This window comes from Phaeobacter gallaeciensis (assembly GCF_001678945.1).
Classification (GTDB): Bacteria; Pseudomonadota; Alphaproteobacteria; order Rhodobacterales; family Rhodobacteraceae; genus Phycobacter; species Phycobacter gallaeciensis_A.
Genome location: NZ_CP015124.1, coordinates 104497 through 129938, shown reverse-complemented (window position 1 = coordinate 129938; position 25442 = coordinate 104497). Strand labels below are relative to the sequence as shown.

Below are 25442 nucleotides of genomic sequence, written 5' to 3'. Positions count from 1 at the left end.
ATGACCAGCCTTCCTTCGGTCAAGCTCGACATTCTTTCGGACCCGATCTGCCCCTGGTGCTATATCGGTAAGACGCATCTGGACAAAGCCTTGGCCGAGATTCCCGACCATCCTTTTGTGATCGAATGGCACCCCTTCCAGCTGAACCCCGACATGCCCCGCGAAGGTATGGACCGGCGCGCCTATCTTGAGGCGAAGTTTGGCGGCAAGGAAGGCGCGGTGCGGGCCTATGCCCCCATCGTGGAACATGCTGAACAGGCCGGACTGTCGATCGATTTCGAAGGCATGAAGCGCACGCCCAATACGCTCAACGCGCATCGGCTGATCCATTGGGCAGGCACCGAAGGTAAACAAACCGCCGCCGTGGATACCCTGTTCGAAGCCTATTTCGTCAAAGGCCTCGATATTGGTGATCCCGAAATCCTGGCTGACATTGCCCAAGAGATTGGCATGGAACGCGATGTCATGCTGAAACTGCTGGAGACCGAGAACGACATCGAGGCGATCCAGTCCCGCGATGCGCATTCGCGCAAGATGGGCGTGAACTCGGTCCCGACCTTCGTGGTGGCCAACCAGCACGCCGTGCCCGGTGCCCAGCCGCCCGAACTGTGGAAGCAGGTGATCGCCGACATCATGTCCCAGTTGGAAGCCGGACCAAAGGATGAATAATGCAGATTAAGCGGTCCAGTATCTTTGCCACCCTCATCGGTATCGTCGTTTTCAGTACAGTGTTTTTTCATTACGCCGAGGGGTGGAACTGGCTGGACAGCCTGTTCTTTACGGTCGTGACCATTTCCACCGTGGGTTACGGGAACTTTGTTCCCGTGACGGCGGCCGGGAAGATTGGCACGATCATCCTGATCTTCAGCGGCCTTGGGGTCTTTGCCCTGGCGATCCGGGAGTTCGCGCTCTACCAGATCCAAAAACGCGAAGAACACAGCGAGTGGCTGATCGCCCATTTCGGTCGCCACCACCGCGAAGATCCGACCACTGCGGCCAACGAGGATGAGTGTCCCGATCCGCCCACGTCGCCTGCGCGACAGTGACGACCCTGCCGCAATTCTGACCATCGCATTGATGCACAGAGTCCTGTGCAGGCGATCTACTGGTGCCTTTTTTAAAATCATGGTAGCGGCCTTTCAGCGGCGCCCGGATTGGATCCGATTTCCGGTTCCTTCTGAAGCGCCGCATGAGGTTATCTATGTCAAAATCCGTTTCAAACCCGATGTCGAAAGGTGAATTTATCGCCTTGATCGCGATGATGTTTGCTACCATCGCCTTTTCCATCGACGCCATGCTGCCGGCACTGCCGGAAATTGGCGCAACGCTCAGCCCCGACAACATAAATCGGGCGCAGCTGATCATCACCTCTTTTGTTCTGGGCATGGGTATCGGCACCTTCTTTACTGGCCCGATCTCTGACGCCTTTGGCCGCAAGCCCGTCATTTTTGGCGGCGTCATTCTCTACATCATCTCGGCGGCTGCGGCCTGGGCCGCGCAATCCCTGGAACTGGCGCTTTTGGCGCGGGTCACCATGGGGCTTGGCGCAGCCGGACCGCGCGTTGTCGCCATGGCCGTGGTGCGGGATCTCTATTCGGGCCGTGAGATGGCGCGGGTTGTCTCCATCGCCATGATGATCTTCACCCTCGTTCCGGCGGTTGCGCCGATGCTGGGCTCCGTCATCATTGCCTTTTCCAGCTGGCGCGGCATCTTTGCTGCCTTTGCGGCCTTTGCTCTCATCATCGCACTTTGGATGGGCGTGCGCCTGCCCGAAACGCTGGAGCGGCAAGACCGCCGCCCGGTGCGCCCGGCGCTGATGGCTGCAGCACTGAAGGAGATGGTGACCCACCCCACCGTCCGCCTGTCGATCATCGCCCAATGCCTGTGCCTTGGCATGCTGTTTACCATGATCACCCTGGTTCAACCGGCCTATGACGTGGTCTTTGACCGCGCCGAAAGCTTCCCTTACTGGTTCTTCGGCGTTGCGCTGGTGGCCGGGACGGGCAGCCTCCTGAATGCTGTACTGGTGGTGCGTCTGGGGATGCGCCGCATGGTGACCTGGGCGCTGGCCTCCCAGATCGGTCTGGCATCGGCCATGCTGGTCTTGGAAAGCATGCCGCTGGACAACTCCGTTGCCTTTGGCCTGTTTGTGATCTGGCAGACCAGCGTGTTCTTCATGGCCGGCGTTACCCTTGGCAATCTCAACGCCATGGGGATGGAGCCGATGGGCCATATCGCGGGTATGGCTGCCTCGGTCATGGGGGCAATCTCCACAGTAGTTGCCGCAGCCATCGCCGCACCGGTCGGGCTGTTGTTCGACGGATCGCTGCTTCCGCTGACCGCAGGCATTCTGATCATGGCTTTCCTCGGGTTTCTCGTCATGCTGCATATGGCGCGAGTAGAAGCACGCCTGCCTGCGGTTTAACCCCGCACCACCGCCTGCCAGCAGATTGCGCAACTGCACTGCTGCCGCGTCGCGCCGGGGACACGCCGCTTGCCCGGCAAGCCTGAAAACCCTAACCTCTTCATAAGCTTGAAGGGGTGTTTTCATGGATTTCTATTATGATCTCGGGACCTATTCCTGTCCCGTGACCACCGGCAGCGCCAAGGCGCAGCTGTGGTTTGATCGCGGTCTGATCTGGACCTATGGCTATAACCATCAGGAGGCAGCCACCTGTTTTCGCCGCGCGCTGGCCGAGGATCCGGGTTGCGCCATGGCGCATTGGGGCCTCGCCTATGCATCCGGCCCCAACTATAACATGCCGTGGGAGCTGCACGACCCCGCCACCCGGGCTGAAGCGCTGGCGACCGCCTATGATGCGACGCAGTCCGCTCTGGCCCACGCAAAGGGCTGCACCCCGGCCGAGTGCGCCCTGATCAACGCCCTGACCGCCCGCTATCCGCAGCGCACACCCGTTGATGACATGCACGCATGGGACCATGATTTTGCCAACAGCATGCGCGCGGCCTTTGCCGAGGTGCCGGACAATCTGGACCTGCGCTGCGTCTATGTCGAAAGCCTCTTGAACCTCACGCCCTGGAAGATGTGGGATCTGAAAACCGGCCTTCCGGCAGAAGGCGCGGCAACGAAAGAAGCGCAACAGGTTCTGGAAGACGCCTTTGATAGCCTGCCCGGAGCCATGACCCATCCCGGCCTGCTGCATCTTTATGTGCACCTGATGGAAATGTCGCCGACCCCGGAAAAGGCGCTGAAGGCGGGTGATGTGCTGCGCGATCTGGTGCCCGATGCCGGGCATCTGGTGCATATGCCCACCCATATCGACGTGCTCTGCGGCAATTATCAGGATGTGGTCTATTGGAACCAGAAGGCGATCGAAGCAGACCTAAAATACTACGAACGCGAAGGCGCCTATAATATCTACACCGGCTATCGGCAGCACGATTATCACTTCGTGATCTATGGTGCTCTTTTCCTTGGACAAATCGAGCCAGCCCTACGTGCAAATCAGGGGCTGTGGGACACCACGCCGATTGAAATGCTACGGATCGAAAGCCCGCCAATGGCGGATTACTTCGAAAGCTACATGGCCATGCATCCTCATATCCTGATCCGGTTCGGCCGTTGGGACGAGGCGATCGCGCTGGAACTGCCAGAGGACCAGGAGTTGTTCCGTACTCTGACAGCCACTACCCATTATGCCCGTGCCCTTGGCTATGCTGCGACGGGCCGCGTGGCTGAGGCTGAGGCCGAGGAAGCGCTGTTCCTTGTGGCCAAGGACCGGGTGCCGGAGACCCGTCTGATGCACAACAACCGCGTTGTCGATCTTCTTGAAATCGCGCGGGAAATGCTGCGCGGTGAGATTGAATACCGCAAGGGCAACTTTGATATCGCCTATGGCCACCTGCGCTGCTCGGTCGATCTGGATGACAACCTGCCCTATGATGAACCCTGGGGCTGGATGCAGCCGACCCGCCACGCGCTGGGGGCGCTGCTGCTAGAGCAAGGCCATGTGGCGGAGGCAGAGGCCGTCTATCGCGCCGATCTGGGACTGGATGGCACCCTGTCGCGGGCGTCGATCCATCCCGACAACGTCTGGAGCCTCAAAGGGTTGCACGACTGCCTCGCGGCGCGTGGGGAAACCGTGGAAATCGACCACATTCGCCAGAAGCTGGATCTGGCGCAGGCGCGTTCGGACGGGATCATGGCCTCCTGCGGCTGCGCGCAGGTGGCGATGGCGCCGCAGGACTGTTGCGCCTGACCCGCACCATCCCTGCGCGCTGAAGGCCTAGCCCTGCTTTGCCTTGGCTTTTTTCTTCTCCGCGACCACCTTTTCGGCCAGGTCGCGGGCGATGGCAAAGGCGCCCTTGATCTTGTCGCTGTCCTTCTTCCAGTCGCGACGCACGACGATCTTGTTGTCCTTGACCTTGGCCAGGCCCTTCTGATCCTCGATGAATTCGACCAGCCCCTGAGGGGAGGCGAATTTGTCATTGTGGAACTGCAGGGTTGCGCCCTTGGGACCGGCGTCCAGCTTGGCGATGCCCGCGCGTTTGCACATCGCCTTGATCCGCACCACCAGCATCAAGGTGTTGACCTCTTTCGGCAGTTTGCCGAACCGGTCGATCAGTTCTGCCGCGAACCCTTCCAGCTCGACCTTGGTCGTGAGGCCCGAGAGGCGGCGATAGAGGCCAAGGCGCACATCAAGGTCGGGCACGTAGTCCTCGGGGATCAGCACCGGCACGCCCAGATTGATCTGCGGCGCCCACTGATCGTCGCCCTCGGAAAGGCCCTCCAACTCCCCGGCCTTGATCTTGGCAATCGCCTCTTCCAGCATGGATTGGTACAGCTCGTAGCCCACATCGCGCATCTGGCCCGATTGTTCCTCGCCCAGCAGGTTCCCAGCGCCGCGGATATCAAGATCCTGACTGGCAAGGGTAAATCCGGCGCCCAGAGTGTCGAGCGAACCGAGCACCTTGAGCCGTTTTTCAGCCGTCGCGGTCAGGCGCACGCGCGGCTTGGTGGTCAGGTAAGCATAGGCACGGGTTTTCGAACGGCCCACCCGGCCCCGGATCTGATAAAGCTGCGCCAGACCGAACATATCGGCCCGGTGCACCACCATGGTGTTTGCCGTCGGAATGTCGAGGCCCGATTCCACGATGGTTGTCGCCAGAAGGATGTCGAATTTGCCGTCGTAGAAGGCATTCATCCGGTCATCCAGTTCCCCGGCCGCCATCTGACCATGCGCCACCACATAGGTCAGCTCGGGCAGTTGCTCCTTGAGGAATTCCTCGACCTCGGCGAGGTCTGAAATCCGCGGTACCACGTAAAAGCTTTGTCCGCCGCGATAATGTTCCCGCAGCAACCCTTCGCGGATGGTGACAGCGTCGAATTCGCTGACATAGGTGCGGATCGCCAGCCGGTCCACCGGCGGCGTGCCGATGATCGACAGATCCCGCACGCCCGTCAGGCTCAGCTGCAGGGTCCGCGGGATCGGCGTTGCGGTCAGGGTCAGCACGTGAATGTCGCTGCGCAGCTGCTTCAGGCGTTCCTTATGGCCGACGCCGAAATGCTGCTCTTCGTCGATGATCAGCAGGCCAAGGTTTTGAAACTTGATACCCTTGGCCAACAGTGCGTGGGTGCCGATCACGATATCAACGGTGCCCTTGGCCATCCCTTCGCGCGTTTTGGCGGCATCCTTTGCCGTAACAAAGCGCGACAACTGTCTGACTTCCAAAGGGAAACCCCGGAACCGTTCGGCGAACGAGGCCGCGTGCTGACGCGCCAGCAGGGTTGTCGGCGCGATCACCGCGACCTGCACGCCGGACATCGCCGCGACAAAGGCCGCGCGCATCGCGACCTCGGTCTTGCCAAAGCCGACATCGCCGCAAATCAACCGGTCCATTGGCTGGCCCGAGGTCATATCCGCCATCACGTCCTCGATGGCGCGCAGCTGATCGTCGGTTTCCTGATAGGGGAAACGGGCCGAGAATTCCTCCCAAGCGTGCGGCGGCGGATCCATGATCGGCGCCTTGCGCAGCGCCCGTTCGGCCGCGATCCGGATCAGCCGGTCGGCCATCTCCCGAATGCGCTCTTTCAGCTTGGCCTTCTTCGCCTGCCAAGCACCGCCGCCCAGCCGGTCAAGAAGCCCCTCATCATGGCCATATTTGCTCAGCAGTTCGATATTCTCGACCGGCAGGTACAGCTTGGCCTCTTCGGCATATTCCAGCAGCAGGCATTCGTGGGCCGCACCGGCGGCGGTGATGACCTCCATCCCCTGATAGCGACCAATGCCGTGGTCGACATGCACCACCAGATCCCCCGGCGACAGCGATTGCGCCTCGGTCAGGAAATTCTCGGCCTTGCGGCGTTTCTTGGGCGAGCGGATCAGCCTGTCGCCCAGCACGTCCTGCTCGGAGATCACCGTCATGTCCGGCGCTTCGAACCCGTGTTCCAGCGCCCAGACCGCCAGATGCAGCCCGGATTTTCCGATCCGGGTGCCGTCCATGACCGGGATCGCCTCGGCCAAACCTTCGTCTTCGATCAACCCGGTCAGACGTTCCCGCGCACCTTCGGAGTATGAGGCAACCACGACCGGGCCTTTTTGCATCCGCTCTTGAATATGGGCGGCCAAGGCGCCAAAAAGACTGACGTTTTCCAACTGACGTTCGGGCGCGAAATCCCGCCCGATCCGCCCGCCTGCATCCACCACACCGGGGCCAGAGGCCTGCGCCAGCGGGTGCAGTTGGATGGTGCGATGGGCGCTGGTTGCGTCCTCCCAGGCGCTGTCGTCGAGATAGAGCAGCCCCGGCGGCGTGGGTTTGTAAACCGTGTCCAGCCGTCCCTTTTGTGCCATCGCCAGTTTGCGGGTTTCATACTGGTCCGCGATACTGTCCCAGCGCGCCAGCCGCGATGCGGTGACCTGATCGTCCAGCGTGACCGAGGCCTGCGGCAGGTAGTCAAACAGGGTTTCCAGCTTCTCGTGGAAGAACGGCAGCCAATGTTCGATACCCTGATGCTTGCGGCCGGCGCTGACCGCCTCGTACAGCGGATCGTCAGTGCCCGCAGCGCCGAATTCGATGCGGTAGTTCTGCCGGAACCGGGTCACGGCGGCCTCGTCCAGGATCACTTCGGAGACCGGCGCCAGCTCAATCAGGTCAAGTTTTTCGGTGGTCCGCTGGGTCACCGGATCAAACCGGCGCGCTCCATCCAGCACGTCACCGAACAGATCCAGCCGCACCGGCCCGGTGTCGCCCGGCGGGAAGATATCGATGATGCCGCCCCGGATCGCGTAGTCGCCCGGCTCCATCACCGTCGGGCTTTGCGTGAAGCCCATACGGACGAGGAACTGCCGCAGCGCGGTTTCATCGATCCGGTGGTCGACCCGGGCGCTGAAGGCTGCTTCGCGCAGGACCTCACGCGCGGGCACCCGCTGGCTGGCAGCGTTGAGCGTGGTCAGCAGGATGAACTGCGATGGCATCTGGTGGACCAGCGCCGCCAGCGTCGCCATCCGCGCGGCGGAGATATCGGCGTTGGGCGAGACGCGGTCATAGGGCAGACAATCCCAGCCGGGAAAGACAAAGACCGGCATGTCCGGCGCAAAGAAGGCCAGCGCGGCGCGCATCGCCTCCATCCGCTTGTCATCGCGGGCCACATGAAGAACCGGACCGCCGGACGTCTCGACCTCTTTCAGCACCAGCCGGGCATCGAACCCTTCCGGCGCGCCGCCCATGGTTATCGCAGGCTGCGCCATGCTGCGCGTCTCCCTCTTCATTGTGTTTCTTCAGCTCTGGGTCCCTGGTGATGCTCAGCCAAAGACGCCCAGCCGCAGATTCTGGTACATGCCCCACATCGCGGTAACGAAGATGGAGATCATGCCGATGATCTGGATCGCAAAGCGGCAGGTGGCAAGTCTGCGGTAGAGCGCATCTCCCTGCGGCTCATTCAGGCGGATCGACCGCGCCGTCGCCAGATTGACCAGACCCACCGTTGCCATCGGGAACAGCAGCAGGAACACCGCCTGCGCGAATTCCACGTCAAGACCAAAGCCCAAGGTCGCCAGGGACGACAGCACGAAGCAAGCGATCGCAAGGATCCAAAGTCCCGCCATTTGAACCACATAGAGCATGCGGTTTACGTTGATCCGCACCAGATCCTCCAGATCCTCGGCGCTCTGGCCGCCGTTCTTGCGGGCCCGGTGCACCATGTCAAAGGGCACCCCAAGGATCCAATGGCTGGCCGTGGACCACATCACCGCCAGCGCGATCCAGTACCACAGGTTGGAAAAAGACCGCAGGTCGATCATTTCGGTCAATGTCTGAAACAGATCCAATCCCGTGCCCTCTTCCGTCTGTTCGCATTCGCCGCCTTATATCCACCGCCAAAGCCCCCGGCACAAGCCCCGCAGACACGGCCCGCACAAGCGCGGCGATTGTGCCACTTGCATGAGGGCGCGGTTCCATGCGACCCACAGGCGTGCCACAGAGAGATGAGAGACCACGATGAAGCCGACCGTCGCCCCCTTTCCCGCCGCCCGCCTGCGCCGTACCCGTGTTAGCCCTGCGATCCGCGGGTTGGTCCGCGAGAACACCCTGACCACGGATGATCTGATCTGGCCGGTTTTCGTGCGCGATGGTGAAGGAATCGTGGAGCCGGTGGTCTCCATGCCCGGCGTGGTGCGCCGTTCGGTCGACAAGATCGCCGAAGCGGCAGTCGAGGCGCAGGCCCTTGGCATTCCGGCGATCTGCCTCTTTCCCTATACCGATCCGGCGCTCAAGACCGAAGACTGCGCTGAGGCCTGGAACCCCGACAACCTGTGCAACCGTGCTATCCGCGCGATCAAGGCGGTCGCGCCGGAGATCGCAGTGATGACCGACGTGGCGCTCGATCCCTATAACATCAACGGTCACGATGGTTTTGTCGTCGATGGTGAGATCCTCAACGATGAAACTGTCGAGGCACTGGTGAAGATGACCCTCGCGCAAGCCGAGGCCGGTGCGGACATCATCGGTCCGTCGGACATGATGGACGGTCGGATCGCCGCCATGCGCAGCGGCCTGGAACAGGGCGGCCACCGCAACGTATCGATCCTGTCCTATTCGGCCAAATACGCCTCTGGCTTTTACGGCCCGTTCCGCGACGCGGTCGGTGCCTCTGGCGCACTCAAAGGCGACAAGAAGACCTATCAGATGGACCCCGGCAACTCGGACGAGGCGCTGCGGCTGGTCGAACGCGACCTGCAGGAAGGCGCAGATATGGTCATGGTCAAACCCGGCATTGCCTACCTGGACATCTGCCACCGGGTCAAAACCACCTTTGGCACGCCCACCTTCGCCTATCAGGTTTCTGGCGAATACGCGATGATCCAGGCTGCCGCCCAGAATGGCTGGATCAATGGCGAACAGGTCATGCTGGAAAGCCTTCTCGCGTTCAAACGCGCAGGCTGTGACGGTATTCTGACCTATTTCGCGCCTGAAACCGCACGGATCCTGAACGGCTGATCCACCGCTGTCCGGGATCACTTCCGGCGACGGACACTGCCAGCCCCACACGAACGCCCTGCGGGAAGCCGCTCAGGCGGGCTGCGGCGCTGTTGTCGTAGATGACAGCGGGCTTTTTTCCGCCTATGATCCTGCCCAGAGCCGAACAACCGGCCTTTATCCACAACGTGACAGGCAACACTTCACATGAGCAGACATATTTCCCCCCGCTTGACGCGCCGCGGCTTCACTCTTGGCATTCTTGCCGGGACCGGAGCGGTTGCGGCCTGTGGCAATGGCGTTGGCAACAACAATGCCGCCACTATCGACGCCCGCGTCGATGCCACCCTCAACCAGATGTACAGCCGATACCCCAACACCATCACGCTGGCCGAGAAATCGACCGGCATGCTGGTGATGCCGTTGGTTACCGAGGCTGGTTTCCTGATTGGCGGCGCCTATGGGCGCGGCGCGCTGCGCATCAATGGCGTAACGGTCGATTACTATTCCACGGTCAAGGGCAACGCCGGGTTGCAGATCGGCGCCCAGCAATACGCCCATGTGCTGTTCTTCATGACGGACGATGCCCTGGCCGGGTTCCGACGCTCTTCGGGTTGGGCAGCCGGCGCTGATCTTGAATATGTGATCAAAGACGATGGCAACTCTGTCGCGGCGGACACCAATACCCTGACCTCTCCGATCCTGGCGGCCGTTTTCGCGCAGGCCGGTCTGCGTGTTGGCGCCACCCTGGAAGGCACCAAATACACCCGCATCATTCCCTGATCGGACACGGCTCAGCTGATTTCTCCGCTGAAGCCGCAGATAAAAAAGGCGCGCCACATTCCGGGCGCGCCTTTTATTTCAAGTAGTTACGGGCTCCTCTTAACCTGCTGACTTCAGGCGTTTGAACAGGGACGAGGTATCCCAGCGCCCGCCGCCCATCTTCTGCACGTCCTTGTAGAACTGATCGACCAGCGCGGTCACCGGCAGGCTGGCTCCGGTTTCGTCTGCGGCATCCAGACAGATCCCCAGATCCTTGCGCATCCAGTCCACCGCAAAGCCATGTTCGAAATGATCGTCCAGCATGGTCTCATAACGGTTTGCCATCTGCCAGCTGCCTGCCGCCCCCTGGCTGATTACCTCGACCACGGCGCGGCCATCCAGCCCCGCCTTTTCTGCAAAATGCAGCGATTCCGCGAGCCCCTGCACCAACCCGGCGATTGCGATCTGGTTGCACATCTTGGTCATCTGGCCGGCGCCGCTGTCGCCAATCCGGCGGCAGATACGGGCATAGGCGTCGATGATGGGCTCCGCGCGGGCATAGGCCTCCGCTTCACCACCGCACATCACCGATAGAACCCCATTCTCGGCGCCCGCCTGACCGCCAGAAATCGGCGCATCTACAAAGGAAATGCCCAGCTCGGCAGCCGCCTCGAAAAGCTCCCGCGTGACGCTGGCAGAGACCGTGGTGTGATCGACAAAAACGCCGCCCTTGGCCATCCCGGCAAACGCGCCATCCGGCCCCAGGCAGACCGAGCGCAGGTCATCATCGTTGCCAACGCAGGACATCACGAATTCCGCGCCCGCAGCCGCCTCGCGCGGAGTTGGCGCGCTGGCACCGCCGTGCTCCTTGACCCAGGCCTCGGCCTTGGCGGCGGTGCGGTTATAGACCGTCACCTCGTGACCCGCCGATTGCAGGTGTCCGGCCATCGGATAGCCCATAACTCCCAACCCCAGAAATGCAGCTTTTGCCATGTGCTTTTCCCCTGTGCTTTCTTGGCATATGTTGACGCTACCCTAGCACTGGCGGCGCGGGGTGCAATCGTGCCAGGCCGCTGAACACAGAAAACAAAGGGAAAAACCTTTATATGGCACTCCTGTTCCGCTGGCTGATGCGACTGACCGCCACCTTGATTCTGCTGTCGCTCGCTGCGGTTGTCCTGGCCTACTATTTCGCCTCCCAGTCTCTGCCCGATTATGACAAGACGATTGCCCTGCCCGGCCCCACGGCCCCGGTCGAGATAGTCCGCGACAACGCCAATGTGCCGCATATCTTCAGCAGCATCGGTGCCAGTGACGAGGACGTGTTTTTCGGCCTCGGCTATGCCCATGCGCAGGACCGCTTGTGGCAGATGGCTGTAATGCGGCGCACCGCGCAGGGACGTCTGTCCGAGATCTTTGGTACCCGCACCATTGAGGTCGATACTTTCGTGCGGCGGCTTGATCTTTACCGGCTGGCACAACAATCGGTCGCGGTTCAGACACCCGAAGCCATGGCCGCGTTGACCGCCTATTCCGCTGGTGTGAATGCCCGCCTGCAGGAGATCAACGAAGAGGCGCTGGGACGCGGCGCGCCGGAGATGTTCCTGTTTAATATGCCGCTGGCCCCATGGCAGCCTGCCGACAGTATCGCGATCATGAAACTGATGGCGCTGAAACTGTCAGGCCATATGCGCGAGGAAATCCTGCGTGCACGCACCTCTCTGGCGCTCGCCGATCCGGAACGCCTGTTTGATATCCTGCCCGATGCGCCGGGATCCGGCACGGCCGCGCTGCCGGAATATGCGAGCCTGTTCCCAGATGTACCGCGCATCGCCGCCTCTTCGCCCGAACCGGAAAGTCGCCTGTTTCCGCTCGCGCCGCGCGGCCTTGGCGGCGCGTCCAATGCCTGGGCTGCCGATCCCAGTCGATCCGCCACGGGCGGCACCCTACTGGCCAATGATCCACATCTGGGCCTCAGCGCGCCCGGGATCTGGTATCTGGCGCGGATGGAGTTGGCGACCGGCGGCGTGATTGGCGGAACCATACCAGGGCTGCCTGCCGTGCTCACCGGACGCTCAAACGACTTGGGCTGGGGGATCACCTCTTCCTACATGGATGATCAGGATCTCTTCATCGAAAAGATCAATGCCGAAAATCCCGAAGAATATTTAAGTCCAACGGGTTACACGCCTTTCGTTACCCGCCGGTCCATCATCAACATCAAGGACGCGCCGCCAGTCACCCTGACCCTGCGCTGGACCGAAAACGGGCCGGTTCTTCCGGGGTCCATGTTCTCTCTGGCCACCATCACCCCGCCGGGTCACGTGGTCAGCCTTGGCTGGACGGCTTTGTCGGGCGAAGATACCTCGGTCAGCGCCGCCATCGCTTTGATGCGCAGCGCCTCGGCCCGGGAAGCGATCCGTGTCGCCGAAGATTATATTGCACCTTCGCAGAACCTGACGCTGGCGGATAAGGAAACGATTGCCCTCAAGACCATCGGCGCCATTCCCCAGCGCGATGCACGCCATCAAAGCAAGGGCCGCCTGCCAAGCCAGGGCTGGCGCCGGGAAAACATTTGGAAAGGCCGCGCTCCCTATGCTGCCAACCCGGAATTCATCAGTCCCCGTGGCGGGATCCTGGGCAATACCAATAACAAGCTGCTGGACCGCCCCTTTCCCAACCATGTCTCCTTCGACTGGGGCGACACCCAGCGGATCAACCGCTGGCGCCGCTTGATGCAGAACCGCGAAGTGCATACGCGCGACAGCTTCATTGAGGCGCAGCTTGATACGGTATCCTACTCTGCCCGGGCCCTGCTGCCGCTGATAGGGGCAGACCTGTGGTTCACGGGCGAGGCCGCCCCCGAAGGCAGCCGCGAACGCCAGCGTCACACCGCGCTGACCCTGCTGTCTGAATGGAACGGCGAAATGAATGAGCACCTGCCGGAGCCGTTGATCTATGCGGCCTGGCTCCGGGCGCTGCAAGCGCGGCTGATCACCGATGATCTGGGACCGCTGACGGAAGAGTACAAACACGTGGACCCGCTGTTCATCGAACGGGTCTACCGCGACATCGATGGTGCTGCCGCCTGGTGCGATGTCCGGCAAAGCGCGCCGCGGGAAACCTGTACCGACATGGCACGGCTGGCGCTGGACGATGCGCTGATCTGGATCGAGGAACGCTATGGCACCGCGCTGGAATCGCTGCGTTGGGGCGATGCCCACCAAGCCACCCACGATCACGAGGTTCTGGGCGAGGTGCCGGTGCTGCGGTTCTTTGTGAACATCCGCCAGTCCACCAGTGGCGGCGACAACACCCTGCAGCGCGGGCGCACCTCTGGCGAAGGCCCGATGCCGTTTCAGAATGTCCACGCCGCCGGGTTCCGCGGCGTCTATGATTTCGCCGATCCGGACAGTTCGGTCTTTATTACCTCGACCGGCCAGTCTGGACACTTCCTCTCGCGCCACTATGACGACATGGCCCAGTTGTGGCGCCGGGGTGAATATATTCCGATGTCTCTGGACGAGGATCTTGCCCGCGCGGCGGCAGTCGGGGTGACCCGTATCCTGCCCCGGAACTAGACAGAGAGCCCCTGGATGGAAGATCAAGCCGTCACTTTGATCATCTTTGGTCTTCTGTTCTTTGCCGGGTTGGCGGCCGACCGGATCGGGCGACGGTTGCGCCTGCCCCGTGTAACCCTGCTTCTGGGCTGCGGCTTGCTGATCGGTCACTCCGGGTTTGGTTTGCTGCCGGACAGCATTACCGAACTGTACCCGGTGATTGCTGTGGTGGCGCTCAGTGCGGTTGCGGTTCTCTTGGGCAGCGCCTTGTCCATGTCCAACCTGCGCCAGCATGGCCGCGTGGTTGTCGTCGTGTCACTGTCCATCGTTATCGTCAGTCAGGTCGCCGTCACAACCGGGCTTTGGGCCATGGGCCTGCCGCTGACGCTGGCCATCCTGCTGGGCGCACTGGCCACGGCCACCGATCCCGCCGCCACCTATGACGTCATCGATCAATCCGGACAAGACACGGGATTTACGCAGACTCTCAAAGGCTTGGTCGCCATTGATGATACATGGGGGCTGTTCGCCTTCAGCCTCGCATTGCTGATGATTGATCTCATCAGCGGTATTGGTGACGGTGTTGATACGCTGATCATCGCCACGCAGGAGGTTGTCGGATCGATAGGACTGGGGATCGCCATCGGCATTCCTGGTGCGCTGCTGACCGGACGGCTGTCAGATGGGGAGCCGCTGCGGATCGAGGCGCTCGGCCTGATCTTCCTGACCGCCGGACTGTCGCTGATGCTGGAGCTGTCTTATCTGATCGCAGGCATGACAGCCGGCGCAGTGATCGTAAATCTAGCCCGCCACCACACTCGGGCCTTTCACGAGATCCACAATTTCGAATGGCCTTTCATGATCATCTTTTTCGTACTCGCCGGTGCAACGCTGGACCCCGAGGCGCTGGCGACGCTGGGCATGGCGGGCCTTGGCTATTCGGTTCTCCGGGTGTTGGGGCGCATCTTTGGGGGTTGGATCGGCGGTATGCTGGCCCACGCCCCGGCGACCGAACGGCCCTATTACGGCGCCGCGATGCTGCCGCAAGCCGGGGTGGCAATCGGCATGGCGCTGGTCGCGGCCGAGCGGTTCCCCGAATTCGCTCCGTCGATCATGGCGCTGGCGATTGGAACCACGGTGGGGTTTGAACTGATCGGGCCAATCGTCGCTGCAGCCACGCTCACGCTGCAATCACGACCGCGTAGCGGTGCAACGCCGCCGGATTCTCACTAGCAGCTACTTCGGAGTTTCAAGGACGTACAGCACGACGGATCATAGCCCGTCGTACTGCGCCCGTTGTTTCGCAGTCCAAAGCACGGTGATATCAAAACCGCTCTCGGTCTGCTCTTCGGAGACGACAACATCCTGCGCGAACAGCCAGGCCCGTTGCTTGCCTTGCGAAAAATCAAGGCTGAGCACCTCTTGATGCTTTGTGCCTTGCAGTTTTTCCGCGATATCCGCCAAGAGCCCGTCGATGCCTTCGCCGGTCAGGGCTGAAATCGCGTGGATCCCTTCCTCGCGGGCGGCGCGCTGGCGGCGGGCGTCGGCTTCTTCCTCGCTGAGATTGTCGAGCTTGTTCCAGACCTCGATCTGGGTGCGGTTTTCATCCACCCCAAGCGACGTCAGGATCGCGGCCACATCGCGGGCCTGATGCTCGGTTTCATCGTGGCTGATGTCGCGCACGTGCAAGATCACATCGGCGGCCAGCACCTCTTCCAGCGTCGCGCGGAAGGCCGCGACCAACTCGGTCGGCAGATCCGAGATAAAGCCCACCGTGTCCGACAGGATCACCTCCAGGCCATCAGGCAACAGCACCCGGCGCATGGTCGGATCCAGAGTGGCGAACAGCATATCCTCCGCCATCACCTCAGCCCCGGTCAGACGATTGAACAGGGTCGATTTACCGGCGTTGGTATAGCCGACAAGCGCGACAATCGGATAAGGCACCTTGGCCCGCGCGGCGCGATGCAGCGTGCGGGTTTTCACCACCTTGTCGAGCTGGCGGCGTAGGCGCACCAGCTGATCGTCAATTGCACGACGGTCCGCCTCGATCTGGGTTTCACCGGGACCGCCAACGAAACCCAATCCGCCCCGCTGCCGTTCCAGGTGGGTCCAGGCCCGCACCAGCCGGGTCCGCTGATAGCTGAGCGCGGCCATCTCCACCTGCAGCACACCTTCTCGGGTGCGCGCCCGATCCGAGAAGATCTCGAGGATCAGCCCGGTCCGGTCGAGGATCTTGACCTTCCAGGCCTTTTCCAGATTTCGCTGCTGTACGGGGGACACCGGTCCGTCAATGAGGACCAGTTCCACCTCTTCGGATTTCAGCTTCTGCGCCAGTTCTTCGATCTTACCCGAGCCGAACAACATCCCCGCATGAGCCTTGGGCAAACGCACCACATCCGATCCGACAACGTCGAGATCAGGCAGCGCCTGAGCCAGCGCCACAGCCTCTGCAAGGGCGGGTTCGGGATCGCGCCGGTGTTGATCCGACTTGATCTCGGGATGCAGCACCCAGGCCCGGGTGCGCTTCCGGTCATGCTCCATCAAGAGGCGTCTTCACCTTCATAAAGGCTGATCGGCTGTGCGGGCATGATCGTGGAAATTGCGTGTTTGTAGACCAACTGCGACTGTCCGTCGCGGCGCAGCAGGACACAGAAATTATCAAACCAGGTAATAACCCCCTGCAATTTGACCCCGTTGATCAGAAAAATTGTAACGGGAACCTTGGTTTTGCGAACGTGATTCAGGAAGGCATCCTGAAGATTCTGTCTGTCCGAAGCCATTATTATTATCTCGCCTTTTTTCTTGCTACGCGCTGCGGACCAACGCGCCTCGTTACAACCAACTATGGACGGAGACCGATTGGGTTTCCACCCGAAAAACATCAAATGCCAGAGCAGCGTAACGAGGTTTTCTTAACTGCGCCAGAGATTAGGCGACAAAAGCGCGATGATCGCCAGAGTTTCGAGCCGCCCGAGCACCATCGCAAAGCACAGCACCAGTTTGGCCGAGGGCACCAGCTGCCACAGCATGATCGGCTCGCTCGCCGCGACTTCGGTCAACGGGCCAGTGGTCGACAGAGCCGATACCGCCAGGATCAGCGAAGTTTCAAAATCCGTACCAAGGGCGGCAAGCACCGTGCTGATCAGCGCCAGAGACAAGGCAAAGAGCATGAAAAAGATCCAGGCCACAAAGGCACCGTTCTTTTGCAGCCGCCGGTTGCCAGCCCCCTCACCGCTGACCGATGACGGATGCACCAGCCGTTCCATTTCGCCAAGCCCGTTGAGATAAAGCGCATAGACCCGCAGCAATTTGACACCGCCCGCTGTGGTGGCCACCCCGCCGCCAATCAGCGACAGGCCCAGAAGAATCATACCCGGGGTTTCCAACCCCGACCATTGCCCGGCGGCCTCCCAGTCGGCGCTTTCAAATCCGGTCGTGGACAGGAAGGACATCACCGTGAACAGCGCCCCCCAGAAGGCGCGCAGCGCCTGCATGCCATCCTCGGCGCTGTTGACCTCAAACGTTGCCAGCCAGTGGCGCAGGAACAAAAGCGTCGGAACCCCCAGCACAATCAGCAGGCCGGAACGGAACTCCGGGTCACGATCCAGCCGCCCATCGCCGGTGCTGACCGTATCGGAGGAAAATGTCAGCCGCGACAGGGCAAAGAACATGAACAGGAACATGACCATTTCCCCGGCCATGCCGCTGTTTGCCGCCTCGGTGCCCCCGACCGATGAAATCCCCGAGGTCGCCATCACCGACATCGCATGGGTCAGCCCGGCCAGCGATTTGCTGCCAGTCATCATCAAAAGCGTCCAGAGAACCAGCGTCAGCGCGAAATAGACCGGCGTCAGGGTGCGTGCGACCGTGATCAATTGGCGCCGTGGATCCGCCTTTTGCATCAGAACAGGTGTCGCGCCACCGCCGCCCGGCTCCCCCTTGGCGGTGACTTCGAAGCCGCCCAGGAACATCGGCGCCAGAACAGCCGATGCGGCGATCCACATCAAAAGGCCGCCAAGCCAGCCAACAATCGCCCGCCACAGATGCACGCTGGGCGGCAGCCGCCCCGGATCGGCAAAGATATCGGCGCCCGTTGTGGTGACGGCGCTGACCATGTCGAAATATGCGTTGAGGAAGCTTGTGTTTTTCAACGCATCCTGCACGGGAAGCGCGAGGAACAGCGGCAATACTGCAAAGGTTGCCAGCAGCGACAGCAGCTGCCCCGGCATGCCATAGCGGGGCACCTTATTGCCCAGCGACAAGGCAATCACAGCGATCACAAAAAGCCCCAAGAGGCCGGAGAAAAAGAAACTTTGCGACGTCGGGTGGTCGTTCAGGATCACCGCATGGGTGGCCGGCACCCACATGGCAATGCAAGCCACACCCCAGATCAGCAGGAACAAGGGCAGACGCAACAGCCCGCCCGCGGTATGATTGCGTGGCGCCATGCTAGAAGTAGTCGATCGAAACCTGCATCAGGCGCTCGACCTCTGGCACATCGGCGGCCATCGCAAAGATCGCGATGACATCACCCTCTTCGATGCGCATTTCGCCGCTGGGACGCAGGACCTCGCCTCCCTTGCGCACGGCGCCGATCAGCACGCCTTCGGGGAAAGGAATATCGCGGACTGCTTGCCCCGCCATCGGAGAGGTTCCCAGAACCTCAGCCTCGATCACCTCGGCTTCGGCATCGCCAATGGAATAGACCTGTCGAACGCGGCCATAGCGGATGTGCTGCAGGATCGAACTCACCGTGGTGGAGCGCGGGTTGATAAAGGCGTCGATCCCGAGGGGCGCCATCAGCGGCAGCAAGGTCGGATCATTGATCAGGGCCACCACGAAAGGGCAGCCTTCGGATTTGGCGCGCACGGCCGCCAGCATGTTGGTCTTATCATCGTCGGTGACAGCAAGCATGGCATCGGCGCGATCAATACCGCCTTCAATCATCAGAGACCGGTCCAGCCCGTCACCGTTCAGAACGATGGTCCTCTCGAGTGTTTCGGCCGCCCGCTCGGCGCATTTGCGGCTTTTCTCAATGATCTTAGCGCGGATCCGTCCGGTACGGTTCTCAAGCGCCTTTGCCACTTCAAGGCCCACATTACCGCCGCCCACGATCACCACCCGATCCTGGCGTTTTTCTTTCTTGCCAAAGACTTCGATGGTTCTGCTCACGTCGTCCGTGTGGCAAAACACATAGGCGCTGTCGCCGACGAACAGCTGATCGCCCGGTTCCGGTGCAAACAGGCTGCCATCACGCCGCACACCCACAACGATAGCCCGCAGGGTGGAAAACAGATCCGTCAGCTGCCGCAGCGGCGTGTTGACCACCGGGCAATCCTCGTCGATCTGAATGCCGAGGAGCTGCGCCTTGCCGCCCATAAAGGTTTCCGTGTCAAACGCGGCCGGTGCCAGAAGCCGCTGAATGGCGGCGGCGGCGACCTCGCGTTCGGGGCTGATCACCACATCGATGGGCAGATGGTCCCGCCGGTACAGGTCGGAATAGATCGCATTGAGGTAGCTGCGCGCCCGCAGCCGGGCAATCTTGCGCTGGATCGAGAATACCGAATGGGCAACCTGACAGGTCACCATGTTGACCTCATCCGAGTGGGTTGCGGCGATGATCATATCCGCATCCCGCGCCCCTGCCCGCTCCAGAACATCCGGGTATGAGGCAAAGCCCGCAATCCCCTGAACATCCAGCGTATCTGTCGCGCGGCGCACCAGATCCGGGTTGTTGTCGACAACTGTCACATCGTTGTGCTCGCCGGACAGGTGCCGCGCGATCTGCCAGCCAACCTGGCCGGCGCCACAGATGATAACCTTCATGATCTTTTCCCTTGGGCGCGATCTTGCCAGTTTTGAATGACAGAAGCCGCCAGAGGGGTCAAATCAATTGTACTGGCCGTCATCGCGGGGCATTCTGACAGCATGACCCGTGCTTACCGCCGCTTCCGATCCCTGTTCGCCGTGCCCGTTTTGGCCGCCGTCCTTGCCGGATGTGGCCCAGTGCCGGTCTATTACCGCGAAGGCGCTGATGTGCAGCGGCTCAAGGCCGATACGCTTTCCTGTCAGGTCAGCGCGCTGGAAAAGGCGCCCGTGGCCAACGAAATTCGTCAGCGCCCACCCGTTTATTATCCCGGCGGGCAATATTGCAGGGACGGCAACTGCTGGAGCCGCCCCGGATACTGGGTTGATGGTGGCATCTATACGGTTGATGTGAACCAAGGTTTGCGCAGGCGGTTAGAGCAAAGCTGTATGGCCAAGAAAGGGTATCAAGAGGTACCCCTGAGGCGCTGCACCACCGCCGAAGTCGGGCAGCGTCTGGCCGGACAATCGAGCCGCCTGCCGCCGCTGACTGGGGATGCCTGCGTCTGGAAAGGCCCTGACAACACCCTACATGTTCTGACGCCCTAATCGGCTACGCTGCCGCCCCGGACACCCGGTTTCTTCAGGTTTCGCAAACACAATGGCAGCAGGCGCGCAGACCGTGCCTACGCGCCCCGTTCTCCGCGTCCGCGGCGGTCAGACCATATCTTCTTCCTGCTCCACATGGGCGACGCGCGCGCCAGCCTTGTTCGAGGTGACAACGCCAAGGGATTTCAGCTTGCGGTGCAAGGCAGAGCGTTCCATGCCCACAAACGAAGCCGTGCGGCTGATATTGCCACCGAACCGGTTGATCTGGGTCAGCAGGTATTCGCGTTCAAAGGCCTCGCGAGCCTCGCGGAGCGGCAGCGTCGCCAAGGCCCCGGACAGGACGACGCGGCCCTCGTCTTCGACCTTTTCCTCTTCACGCGGCAGGTCGCGCGCCTCGATCGGGCCATTGCCATCGCCAAGGATCAGGATCCGCTCCACCAGGTTTTTCAGCTGGCGGACGTTGCCGGGCCACATCATGGTCTGCATCAGTGCAACCGCCTCATCCGTCAGTTCACGCAGTGGCAGGCCCTGCGCCTCATTAAAGCTGCGGATAAAGTGTTCGGCCAGAACAGGAATATCCTCGCGCCGATCTGCGAGCGTCGGCACCGCAATCGGCACCACGTTCAGCCGATGATAGAGCTCCTGCCGGAAACGGTCCGCTTCAATTTCTGCCTCCAAGGCCTTGTTTGTAGAAGAAATCACCCGCAGATCGACCCGCACGTTCTCGGATCCACCAACCCGCTGGAACTGCTGATCAACCAGCACCCGCAGGATCTTTGACTGAGTGCCAAGCGGCATGTCCGCGACCTCGTCAAAGAACACCACGCCGCCATGCGCCTGTTCCAGCAATCCCGGCTCAACCCCGCGGTCCGCGGTTTCACGTCCAAACAGAACCTCTTCCATCCGCTCCGGCTCGATGCTGGCGCAGTTCACCGTCACGAAGGGAGCCGAGGCACGGGCGGAATTGGAATGGATATAGCGCGCGGCGATATCCTTGCCCACGCCTGCAGGTCCCGTCAGCATCACACGGCCATTGGATTTGGTGACCTTGTCGAGCTGCGCCACCAGCGCCCGGAAGGCTGCGGAATTGCCGATCATCTCGGCAGCTCCGGTTTCCTTGCGGCGCAGATCGGTGTTCTCACGGCGCAAGCGCGAAGTCTCCATCGCCCGCCGGATCACCACCATCAGCTGATCGATATTGAAGGGCTTTTCGATGAAATCATAAGCACCCTGTTTGATCGCCGCGACCGCAATCTCGATATTCCCGTGGCCTGAGATGATCACCACCGGTACCTCGGGATTGTCCCGCTTCACGGTTTTCAGGATGTCGATGCCGTCCATCTGGCTGTCCTTGAGCCAGATATCTAGGATCAGCAGCGCCGGAGGCTCCTGCCCGATCTCGGCCATGCATTCCTCGGAGTTCGCCGCCTTGCGCGTGGCAAACCCCTCATCTTCCAGGATATCGGAAATCAATTCGCGAATGTCGCGCTCATCGTCAACGATCAGAATGTCACTCATGTCAGACCTACCTTCACTGTATTTCTGTTAGCCTCAGCCGTACGTACGGCGTCTGGCAGGCGGATCACCGCCATGGCTCCAAAATGGTTCTGTCCTTCGAACACCGGCGCATCCTCAAGCGTCAGGGTGCCGCCGTGTTCTTCGATAATCTTCTTCACAATCGGCAATCCCAGCCCGGTGCCTTCGTTCCGGGTGGTTACATAGGGTTCAAACAACCGCGCGCGGTCCTCTGGCAAGCCGATGCCATTATCGGCAATCGTCACCTCATATCCCCCTTTATCGGCCCGGCGCAGCGCCACACGAATTTGCGGATCCAGATCCTCGGGCGCGCCTTTTTTCTTCAGGCTTTCAATCGCTTCACCGGCATTTTTGATCAGGTTGGTCAACGCCTGCCCGATCATCGTCGCATCCAGATCTGCACAGCACACGGTATTCGGCAGATCCGCCGCAATCGTCACATCCGGCTGGCCGGTGCGCTGCAGCACCACCGCGTCCTGCACCAGCTTGACCAGATCTTCTTCATGGCGTTCTGGTTCCGGCATGCGCGCGAATTTTGAAAACTCATCGACAATCCGGCGCAGATCGTTGGTCTGGCGCACGATCACATCGGTCATGGCTTGCAGTTGATCGCTGTTTTCCTCGCCCAGCTTGGGCGCGAACTTACGCTTGATCCGCTCCGCACTCAGCTGGATCGGGGTCAGCGGGTTCTTGATCTCATGGGCAATCCGCCGGGCCACATCGCCCCAGGCGGCCATCCTCTGGGCGCTGACAAGATCGGTAACGTCGTCAAAAGCCACCACATAGCCTTCTAGGTTGCCATCATCGGACCGGCGCTGCGACATCCGCACCAGCAGGTTTTCCAACCGGCCATGCCGCGTCACCTTGATCTCATCCTGCGCGGTTTCCGCGCCATCCTTAGTCAGGGTTTCGAACAGCGGGCCGAATTCCGGCACGGCCACGGCGAGCGCCAGCGATTGCCGGTCCCCGTGCCAATCCAGCAGACGTTCCCCGGACCGATTCACAAAGGCGACCCGGCCATCGGCATCCAGCCCCACGACACCGGAGGTGACTGAGGAGAGAACCGAATCGAACAGCCTGCGACGGCGCTCAATCTGGTCGGTGTTTTCCAGCAAGGTCTTGCGCTGTTGTTTCAGTTCCCGCGTCATCCTGTTGAAATACTGGCCAAGTTGGGAAATCTCGTCACCGCCGTTCTCTTCCGGCACCTGCACGTCCAGATCACCGCCACCGACCCGGCGCGCGGCCACGGTCAAGCGACCGACAGGACCGGACAAACGTTCCGCAAACCACATGCCCAACCACATGGCCGCCAGGATCAGGATCAATGCAAACCCGATGTACAAAAGGCCGAATTCGAACAGCACCCGACCGCGCTCTTTCTCGAGCTGTTGATAGAGGTTCGCGGTCTGCTGGGTTTCATCCAGAAGGTTCAGCAATTCACCATCCACATCGCGGCTGATGTACAGGAACCGGTCGACAAAGGCGTTCAGGCGCACAATGGCCCTGAACTCGTTATTGTCCCAGTCCTGGATGATGCTCATTCCTTGCTCGGCCGCCTCGGTGATCTGCTCGGGATCGGGATGTTCGAAATCAAATTCGTAGGACCGTTCGCCCCGCGCCCGGATATCGCCAACGCCATCGATGACATAGGCCTCGCGTAGGCCACGCTGGATCTGCAGCTGCCCCTGCGACAGAACCTGCCGCAGCTCTGCATCGTTCATGAAAAAACTACGCGAGCGGCTGGTATCTAGGTAACGCGCCAGCGCCTCGCCATCTTCGGAAAGGTCACGCCGTTGTTCCACCTGATAGGCCTCCGCAGCCGCAAGCGACGAGCCGATGACCTGCCGAACACGCTGGGAAAACCAGCCCTCAAGCCCAACATTCACCGTCAATACTGCAAAGATCGCGACGATAACCGTGGGCACCAGCGCCAAAAACCCAAAGGCTCCGATTAGCCTCAGGTGCAGTCTGGAGCCAGCCGATTTGGAACGGCGCGCCGCGAACAGACGCACAATCTGGGTCAGCACCAAGGCGGCAATCGCCATGATGTAGACCATGTCCGCCAGCAGAATCAGGCGCAACGACATAGAGGATGCGCCGTGCCCCAAAGGACCAAAGATCAGAAACGTCACCAGAGCCAGAATCGGCCCCAGCAGGACAAGGCCAAGGGTGCCAATATTGCGCGCCTTCCGGGTTTTCCGCCACCGGTCAAACGCCGCGAGCGTTCTGAATCCCCCACGAAGATGTGACTTCTGCGCCACTGGCTGCCCTCATTCTGATGTATGGCCTTCTAGGCCAACCGCCACATATCGCGACCTCACCGACGGCTGTGCCGGTCGGCCACGTTTCTGTGGCGATATTACATCAGTTTGCGCCGCCGTGTCACCTCAATATCAAGGTCCGTAATTTTCTTTCTCAGGGTATTGCGGTTGATGCCCAGCAATTCGGCGCATTTCGCCTGATTTCCGCCGGTTGCAGCCAGCGCAATCTCGATCAGGGGCGTCTCTACTTCGCGCAGCAGCCGTCCGTAAAGCCCCGGCGGCGGCAACATGTCGCCATGCAGATCAAAATAGCGTTGCAGGTGGCGCGCCACGGATTCGGATAGCTTTTCGTTGACTGCGCCACTGACCATGGGTTCGGCCCCGGTCTGCGGCCCCAGCGCCGCCGCAACATCGGATTTACCGATTTCCTCGCTCCGCGCCGTCAGCGCCAGTCGGCGAACCACGTTTTCCAGCTGGCGCACGTTCCCAGGCCAGGCGAAATGGCGCAACAGCTCGCGTCCTTCCTCGCTCAGCGTACGGTGCGGCGCGCCTTCGTTCTCTGCCCGGATCAGAAAGTGCTCGGCCAGGAGCGCGATATCCTCGACCCGTTCGCGTAGCGCGGGCACGTGCAATTCCGTCCCGCAGAGCCGGTAATACAGATCGGCGCGCAGCTCCCCGGCCTCCATCGCCGGAGCCAGGTCTTTCTGGCTCGTCGCCATGAAACGCGGCGAGTGATCGCTGGTCGCATCCATCATCCGTACCAGACGGGCCTGCGCCTCATCCGGCAGGTCGAGCAATTCGTCTATCAACAGCGTGCCGCCCTTGACCTGCGACAGCAGCCGCGCCGGGCCTTCCAGCTCGATCAGCTCGGCCGCGGTGGCGGTCACATAGGGCAAGGTCCGGCGGTCGGAAAAATCATGAATTGCCCGCGCAATCAAGGACTTGCCCGTACCACTTTCGCCCGTCACCAATAGGGGCATATCGGTGTTCATCACCCGCGCAATCAGGCGGTACAACCCCTGCATCACCTCGGTGCGACCAACGAGAGGCAGTTCCTCGGGGCGGTCGCCTTCTTCTTCTGAACGAGCCGTGGTCGCGGTGGTCCGTTTTTCCGACAACGCCTTGGCCGTGCGCTTCATCAGCTCCGGCAGGTCAAAGGGTTTCGGCAAGTAGTCATAGGCATCCGCCTCGGCCGCCTTGATCGCGGTCATGATGGTGTTTTGGGCCGAAATGACGATCACCGGCAGTCCGGGACGGTCCTCGGCAATCTTGGGCAGCATTTCCAACCCGTTTCCGTCCGGCATCATCACGTCGGAAATCACCACATCACCCTTACCCTCGGCCACCCAGCGCATCAGCGTGGTCAGGGATGAGGTCGCATGAACCTTGCATCCGGCCCGCGTCAGCGCTTGTGTCAGAACCGTGCGAATGGTGCGGTCGTCATCTGCGACCAGAACGGTGCCATCCATCG

Annotated in this window: 19 protein-coding genes; 9 read left to right on the top strand and 10 right to left on the bottom strand. The window is 61.2% G+C overall.

The window, feature by feature from the left end; all coding sequences use genetic code 11:
* The 4 genes from JL2886_RS00595 to JL2886_RS00580 all read left to right on the top strand — a co-directional run bounded on the left by JL2886_RS00595 (position 1) and on the right by JL2886_RS00580 (position 4220).
* Positions 1 to 669, top strand: coding sequence for a DsbA family oxidoreductase (locus JL2886_RS00595; protein ID WP_065270240.1), 669 nt, complete (start codon positions 1 to 3; stop codon positions 667 to 669).
* Positions 669 to 1046 carry a potassium channel family protein gene (locus JL2886_RS00590; protein ID WP_065270239.1) on the top strand — a complete coding sequence of 126 codons (378 nt, stop codon included), beginning with the start codon at positions 669 to 671 and terminating at the stop codon, positions 1044 to 1046. Before JL2886_RS00595 ends, JL2886_RS00590 begins: the two co-directional genes overlap by 1 nt.
* Before the next feature lie 155 nt (positions 1047 to 1201).
* Entirely contained in the window at positions 1202 to 2425 is a 1224-nt protein-coding gene (locus tag JL2886_RS00585; RefSeq protein ID WP_065270238.1) for an MFS transporter, read from the top strand.
* Positions 2426 to 2549: 124 nt separating this feature from the next.
* Positions 2550 to 4220: a hypothetical protein gene (locus JL2886_RS00580; RefSeq protein WP_065270237.1), complete on the top strand. Its 1671-nt coding sequence runs from the start codon at positions 2550 to 2552 to the stop codon at positions 4218 to 4220.
* A gap of 27 nt (positions 4221 to 4247) precedes the next feature.
* Here the strand turns inward: JL2886_RS00580 and mfd are convergent, their stop codons facing one another.
* Both mfd and JL2886_RS00570 read right to left on the bottom strand, forming a co-directional pair.
* Positions 4248 to 7709: a transcription-repair coupling factor gene (gene mfd / locus JL2886_RS00575; RefSeq protein WP_065270236.1), complete on the bottom strand. Its 3462-nt coding sequence runs from the start codon at positions 7707 to 7709 to the stop codon at positions 4248 to 4250.
* A 54-nt stretch (positions 7710 to 7763) separates the two neighbouring features.
* On the bottom strand, positions 7764 to 8288 hold the full coding sequence (locus JL2886_RS00570) for a component of SufBCD complex (protein WP_065270235.1): 525 nt from the start codon (positions 8286 to 8288) through the stop codon (positions 7764 to 7766).
* 169 nt (positions 8289 to 8457) lie between these two features.
* Between JL2886_RS00570 and hemB the strand changes: the two genes are divergently transcribed.
* Positions 8458 to 9456 carry a porphobilinogen synthase gene (gene hemB / locus JL2886_RS00565; RefSeq protein WP_065270234.1) on the top strand — a complete coding sequence of 333 codons (999 nt, stop codon included), beginning with the start codon at positions 8458 to 8460 and terminating at the stop codon, positions 9454 to 9456.
* 186 nt (positions 9457 to 9642) lie between these two features.
* On the top strand, positions 9643 to 10218 hold the full coding sequence (locus JL2886_RS00560) for a YSC84-related protein (RefSeq protein ID WP_065270233.1): 576 nt from the start codon (positions 9643 to 9645) through the stop codon (positions 10216 to 10218).
* Between the two features lie 99 nt (positions 10219 to 10317).
* Here the strand turns inward: JL2886_RS00560 and JL2886_RS00555 are convergent, their stop codons facing one another.
* Positions 10318 to 11220, bottom strand: coding sequence for an NAD(P)-dependent oxidoreductase (locus JL2886_RS00555; protein WP_274832266.1), 903 nt, complete (start codon positions 11218 to 11220; stop codon positions 10318 to 10320).
* A gap of 83 nt (positions 11221 to 11303) precedes the next feature.
* On the opposite strand from JL2886_RS00555, the gene JL2886_RS00550 reads away from it, so the two are divergent.
* Both JL2886_RS00550 and JL2886_RS00545 read left to right on the top strand, forming a co-directional pair.
* Positions 11304 to 13778, top strand: a complete 2475-nt coding sequence (locus JL2886_RS00550; protein WP_065270231.1) for a penicillin acylase family protein — start codon at positions 11304 to 11306, stop codon at positions 13776 to 13778.
* Between the two features lie 15 nt (positions 13779 to 13793).
* Positions 13794 to 14990, top strand: a complete 1197-nt coding sequence (locus JL2886_RS00545) for a cation:proton antiporter (protein WP_065270230.1) — start codon at positions 13794 to 13796, stop codon at positions 14988 to 14990.
* Between the two features lie 39 nt (positions 14991 to 15029).
* Here JL2886_RS00545 and hflX read toward each other — a convergent pair whose 3' ends face one another.
* The 4 genes from hflX to trkA all read right to left on the bottom strand — a co-directional run bounded on the left by hflX (position 15030) and on the right by trkA (position 19586).
* Entirely contained in the window at positions 15030 to 16301 is a 1272-nt protein-coding gene (gene hflX, locus JL2886_RS00540) for a GTPase HflX (protein ID WP_065270229.1), read from the bottom strand.
* Positions 16301 to 16540, bottom strand: a complete 240-nt coding sequence (gene hfq, locus JL2886_RS00535; protein WP_008204623.1) for an RNA chaperone Hfq — start codon at positions 16538 to 16540, stop codon at positions 16301 to 16303. Before hfq ends, hflX begins: the two co-directional genes overlap by 1 nt.
* Positions 16541 to 16672: 132 nt before the next feature.
* Positions 16673 to 18208, bottom strand: a complete 1536-nt coding sequence (locus tag JL2886_RS00530) for a TrkH family potassium uptake protein (protein WP_065270228.1) — start codon at positions 18206 to 18208, stop codon at positions 16673 to 16675.
* A gap of 1 nt (position 18209) precedes the next feature.
* Positions 18210 to 19586, bottom strand: a complete 1377-nt coding sequence (gene trkA, locus JL2886_RS00525; protein ID WP_065270227.1) for a Trk system potassium transporter TrkA — start codon at positions 19584 to 19586, stop codon at positions 18210 to 18212.
* A gap of 102 nt (positions 19587 to 19688) precedes the next feature.
* Between trkA and JL2886_RS00520 the strand changes: the two genes are divergently transcribed.
* Entirely contained in the window at positions 19689 to 20174 is a 486-nt protein-coding gene (locus JL2886_RS00520; protein ID WP_237028404.1) for a hypothetical protein, read from the top strand.
* 108 nt (positions 20175 to 20282) lie between these two features.
* Here the strand turns inward: JL2886_RS00520 and JL2886_RS00515 are convergent, their stop codons facing one another.
* The 3 genes from JL2886_RS00515 to JL2886_RS00505 all read right to left on the bottom strand — a co-directional run bounded on the left by JL2886_RS00515 (position 20283) and on the right by JL2886_RS00505 (position 25440).
* Positions 20283 to 21692: a sigma-54-dependent transcriptional regulator gene (locus JL2886_RS00515; protein WP_065270225.1), complete on the bottom strand. Its 1410-nt coding sequence runs from the start codon at positions 21690 to 21692 to the stop codon at positions 20283 to 20285.
* Positions 21689 to 23971, bottom strand: coding sequence for a sensor histidine kinase NtrY-like (locus JL2886_RS00510; protein ID WP_065270224.1), 2283 nt, complete (start codon positions 23969 to 23971; stop codon positions 21689 to 21691). The genes JL2886_RS00515 and JL2886_RS00510 overlap by 4 nt, the downstream gene beginning before the upstream one ends.
* Positions 23972 to 24069: 98 nt before the next feature.
* Positions 24070 to 25440, bottom strand: a complete 1371-nt coding sequence (locus JL2886_RS00505) for a response regulator (protein ID WP_065270223.1) — start codon at positions 25438 to 25440, stop codon at positions 24070 to 24072.
* Positions 25441 to 25442 lie beyond the last annotated feature (2 nt).

Excerpts from the sequence above, each read along its gene's own strand:
- JL2886_RS00520 (WP_237028404.1), top strand. The coding sequence starts at position 19,689 with ATGACCCGTGCTTACCGCCGCTTCCGATCCCTGTTCGCCGTGCCCGTT.
- JL2886_RS00580 (WP_065270237.1), top strand. The coding sequence starts at position 2,550 with ATGGATTTCTATTATGATCTCGGGACCTATTCCTGTCCCGTGACCACC.
- JL2886_RS00515 (WP_065270225.1), bottom strand. The coding sequence starts at position 21,692 with ATGAGTGACATTCTGATCGTTGACGATGAGCGCGACATTCGCGAATTG.
- hfq (WP_008204623.1), bottom strand. The coding sequence starts at position 16,540 with ATGGCTTCGGACAGACAGAATCTTCAGGATGCCTTCCTGAATCACGTT.
- JL2886_RS00585 (WP_065270238.1), top strand. The coding sequence starts at position 1,202 with ATGTCAAAATCCGTTTCAAACCCGATGTCGAAAGGTGAATTTATCGCC.
- hflX (WP_065270229.1), bottom strand. The coding sequence starts at position 16,301 with ATGGAGCATGACCGGAAGCGCACCCGGGCCTGGGTGCTGCATCCCGAG.
- JL2886_RS00545 (WP_065270230.1), top strand. The coding sequence starts at position 13,794 with ATGGAAGATCAAGCCGTCACTTTGATCATCTTTGGTCTTCTGTTCTTT.
- hemB (WP_065270234.1), top strand. The coding sequence starts at position 8,458 with ATGAAGCCGACCGTCGCCCCCTTTCCCGCCGCCCGCCTGCGCCGTACC.
- JL2886_RS00595 (WP_065270240.1), top strand. The coding sequence starts at position 1 with ATGACCAGCCTTCCTTCGGTCAAGCTCGACATTCTTTCGGACCCGATC.
- trkA (WP_065270227.1), bottom strand. The coding sequence starts at position 19,586 with ATGAAGGTTATCATCTGTGGCGCCGGCCAGGTTGGCTGGCAGATCGCG.
- JL2886_RS00590 (WP_065270239.1), top strand. The coding sequence starts at position 669 with ATGCAGATTAAGCGGTCCAGTATCTTTGCCACCCTCATCGGTATCGTC.
- JL2886_RS00530 (WP_065270228.1), bottom strand. The coding sequence starts at position 18,208 with ATGGCGCCACGCAATCATACCGCGGGCGGGCTGTTGCGTCTGCCCTTG.
- JL2886_RS00550 (WP_065270231.1), top strand. The coding sequence starts at position 11,304 with ATGGCACTCCTGTTCCGCTGGCTGATGCGACTGACCGCCACCTTGATT.
- mfd (WP_065270236.1), bottom strand. The coding sequence starts at position 7,709 with ATGGCGCAGCCTGCGATAACCATGGGCGGCGCGCCGGAAGGGTTCGAT.
- JL2886_RS00560 (WP_065270233.1), top strand. The coding sequence starts at position 9,643 with ATGAGCAGACATATTTCCCCCCGCTTGACGCGCCGCGGCTTCACTCTT.
- JL2886_RS00505 (WP_065270223.1), bottom strand. The coding sequence starts at position 25,440 with ATGGATGGCACCGTTCTGGTCGCAGATGACGACCGCACCATTCGCACG.